This is a genomic window from Micromonospora yasonensis (assembly GCF_026013475.1).
In the GTDB taxonomy this organism is placed as follows: domain Bacteria; phylum Actinomycetota; class Actinomycetes; order Mycobacteriales; family Micromonosporaceae; genus Micromonospora; species Micromonospora yasonensis.
On sequence record NZ_JAPDPH010000386.1, the window covers coordinates 1 to 3,428 of the forward strand.

Sequence of the window (3,428 nt, forward strand, 5' to 3'; positions counted from 1 at the left end):
ACCTTCAGCCGGCCGTCGTTGTTGATCGCGGAGCCGCGGATGACCGCGTGGATGGTGTCGCCGTCGCGGCGGGCGTCGGCGAGCCGGCGCAGCACCACGAGGGCGGCCCCGTCGCCGCCCACGGTGCCGGTGGCGCGGGTGTCGAACGGGTGGCAGTGCCCGTCCCGGGACATGATGCCGCCGACCTCGTACCGGTAGCCGGTGCCGGCGGGCAGCCGGACGTGCGCGCCGCCGGCCAGCGCCACGTCGCACTCCCGGGCGAGCAGCCCCTGCACGGCCAGGTGCACCGCGACCAGCGACGACGAGCAGGCGGTCTGCACCGCCACCGCCGGTCCGCGCAGGTCCAGGTGGTACGCGACCCGGGTGGGCAGGGAGTCCTTGTCGTTGGCGAGCATCAGCTCGTACTCGGAGACGGAGTCCAGGGCCGGGTTGCGGAACAGGTGGTGCAGCAGGTAGCCGCTGGCCGCGCAGGCGGCGTAGACGCCGACCAGCCGGTCCGGGTCGCCGGTGAGGTGACCGGAGTCTTCCAGGGCCTCCCAGGCGCATTCGAGGAGGAGCCGTTGCTGCGGGTCGATCAGCCGGGCGTCGCGGGGCGAGTAGCCGAAGAAGGCGGCGTCGAAGCGGTCGACCTCGGGCAGCGCGCCGTGCGCCGGCACGTGGTCGGGGTGGTCGCGGTCCTCCTCGGGCAGTCCGGCGGCGGCGAGTTCGTCCGGGGTGAACCGGGTGATCGCCTCCCGCCCGGCCAGTATGGTCCGCCACAGCTCGTCGACGTCGGCGCCGCCCGGGAAGCGGCCGGCCATCCCGACGATGGCGATCTCCAGCCCGGTCTCCTGCTCGGTCACTTTCGTCCCTCCCCTACCGGCGTCAGGCGGGCTCGTCGGGCCCGGTCGGCCAGCGCCTGCTTGCGTTCGTCCTGCCGCCGGGCGGGGTCGCCGGCCGGCCCGGCCGCCGGTGTCGGGTCCGGACCGGCGAGGTGGCGGGCCAGCAGCGCGACGGTCGGGTGCCGGAACAGCTCGACGGCGGGTACCGGCCGGCCGAGCCGCTCGGACAGCCGGGTCTGCACCCGGGCCAGTAGCATCGAGGTGCCGCCCAGGTCGAAGAAGTTGTCGTGCGCGCTCACCTCGGTCACCCCGAGCACCTCCCGCCAGGTGTCCGCCACGGCCCTTTCCAGCTCGCCGTTCGGCGCGACGTACGTGCCGGCGGGGCGGGTGGCGGCGGGGGCGGGTAGCCGGGCCGGGTCGAGCTTGCCGCTGGCGGTCATCGGCAGGTCGGGGACCAGCACCAGCGCCGCCGGCACCAGGTAGCGGGGCAGCTGCCGGAGCAGCTCCCGGCGTACCTCCTCCACGTCGAGGCCCTCGCCGACCAGGTAGCCGACGAGCCGCCGGCCACCGGGCTGGTCGGTGCGGACCACGGCGGCGGCGCGGCGCACGCCCGGGCAGTCGCGCAGTCGGGCCTCCACCTCGCCCAGCTCGATCCGGTAGCCGTTGATCTTCACCTGGTCGTCGGCCCGGCCGAGGAAGACCAGTTGCCCGTCGCCGCGCCAGCGGACGAGGTCGCCGGTGGCGTACATCCGCTCGCCGGCGACGTACGGGTCGGGCAGGAAGCGCCGGGCGGTCAGCGCCGGGTCGCCGAGGTAGCCCCGGGCCACCCCGGCGCCGGCCAGGTGCAGCTCACCGGGCACCCCGGGCGGGACCGGCCGTAGGTCGCCGTCGAGCACGTACGCGCGTACCCCGGCCAGGGCCCGGCCGATGGGCAGTTCGACGTCGTCCGGCCCGTAGTGGGCGGCGGTGGCGGTGACGGTGGCCTCGGTCGGGCCGTACCCGTTGATCAGGAGCCGGCCGCGCGACCAGGCGGCGGCGACGTCCGGGGCGCAGGGCTCCCCGCCGACGGTGAGCGCCCGCAGGTCGGGCACGGCGGCCGGGTCGAGGGCGTCGAGGACCACCGGCGGCAGGTCGGCGACGGTGATCCGGTGCCGGACGAGCGCGGCGGCCAGGTCGGGGCCGGGGGTGCGCTCGTCCGGGCCGAGCAGCCGCAGGGCCGCGCCGGCGGTCAGCGCGGTGACCATGTCGGACAGGGACACGTCGAAGCTGATCGAGTGGAACTGCAGCACCCGGTCGTCGGCGCCGACGCCGACCAGCCGGGCCTGCGCCTCGGCGAGGTTGCGCAGTCCGCGATGGGTGCCGAGGACGCCCTTGGGCCGGCCGGTGGAGCCCGAGGTGTAGATGAGGTAGGCGGCGGCGTCCGGGTGCGGCGTCGGCAGCGGCGCGTCACCCGCCGGAGCGGGGTCGTCGAGGCGCAGCAGCGGCGTGTCGGTGGCGGGCAGCGCCTCGGCGGCGCCGGCCGCGGTGACCACCAGCCGGGCCTCGGCGTCGGCGAGCAGGTGGGCGAGGCGGGCCTCCGGCAGCTGCGGGTCCAGCGGCAGGTAGACCGCGCCGGCCCGGAGCACGGCGAGGAAGGTGACCACCCAGTCCGGGCCGCCGGGTAGGCAGACGCCGACGGTGTCCTCGTCGGAGACGCCCCGCGCGCGCAGCGCACGGGCCAGCCGGGTCGCCCGGTCGTCCAGCTCCGCGTAGGTCAGCGTCCGGTCCAGGTACGCCACGGCGGGCGCGTGCGGGGTCGCGGTGGCCCGCCGAGCGACCAGGTCGGGCAGGGTGAGCCGATCGTCCGGGGCGGGTGCGGTGGCGGACCAACGGTCCACGAGTTCCCGGCCGGCCGCCGGGGTGAGCAGCGGCAGCCGCTCGACCGGGGTGTCCGGGGCGGCCAGCGCGGCGGTGAGCAGGGTGTCGAGCTGGTCGGCGAGGGCCCGGGCGGTGCTGGAGTCGAACAGCCGGGTGCGGTACTCGACCCGCCCGTCGATGCGCCCCTCGCGGGGGATGACGGTGAGGGTCAGGTCGAACATGGACGTGCCGGTGTGCGTCTCGCCGCTGGCCAGCACGGTCAGCCCGGGCAGGCGGAGGCGGTCCTCCCAGCCGTCCTCGACGGCGAACATCACCTGGGCAAGGGGGTGGCGGCCGGGGTCCCGGTCGGGCCGCAGCTCCTGTACCAGGGTGTCGAAGGGCACCGGGTCGGTGAGCGCGCTGAGCGCGCCGTCGCGGAGCTGGTCCAGCAGGCGGCCGAAGGTCAGCCCGCCGTCGACCCGGCTGCGCAGCACCAGCGTGTTGACGAAGAAGCCGACGGCGGTCTCGCTCTCCAGCGTGTGCCGGTTCGCCACCGGGGTGGCGATCAACAGGTCGGGCTGCTGGCTGCGCCGGTGCAGCAGGGCCGCCCAGCCGGCCGCGAAGAGCATGTACGGGGTGGCGCCGGTGCGGCGGCCCGCCTCGGCGACCCGCTCCGCGAGGGCGGCGGGCCAGGAGAACTCGATCTCGTGGCCGGCATCCTCCAGCTCGGCGGGGCGGGGCCGGTCGGTGGGCAGGTCCAGGCCGGGTGGC

The 3,428-nt window shown here is 76.5% G+C and carries 2 protein-coding genes; both read right to left on the reverse strand.

The features are described 5' to 3' along the window. On the reverse strand, window positions 1–842 hold an 842-nt coding region (locus ONA70_RS35425), incomplete at its 3' end, for a beta-ketoacyl [acyl carrier protein] synthase domain-containing protein (RefSeq protein WP_265010839.1). Next, a partial coding sequence (locus tag ONA70_RS35430) for a non-ribosomal peptide synthetase (protein ID WP_265010840.1) occupies window positions 839–3,428 on the reverse strand: 2,590 nt, incomplete at its 5' end. The genes ONA70_RS35425 and ONA70_RS35430, both read right to left, overlap by 4 nt.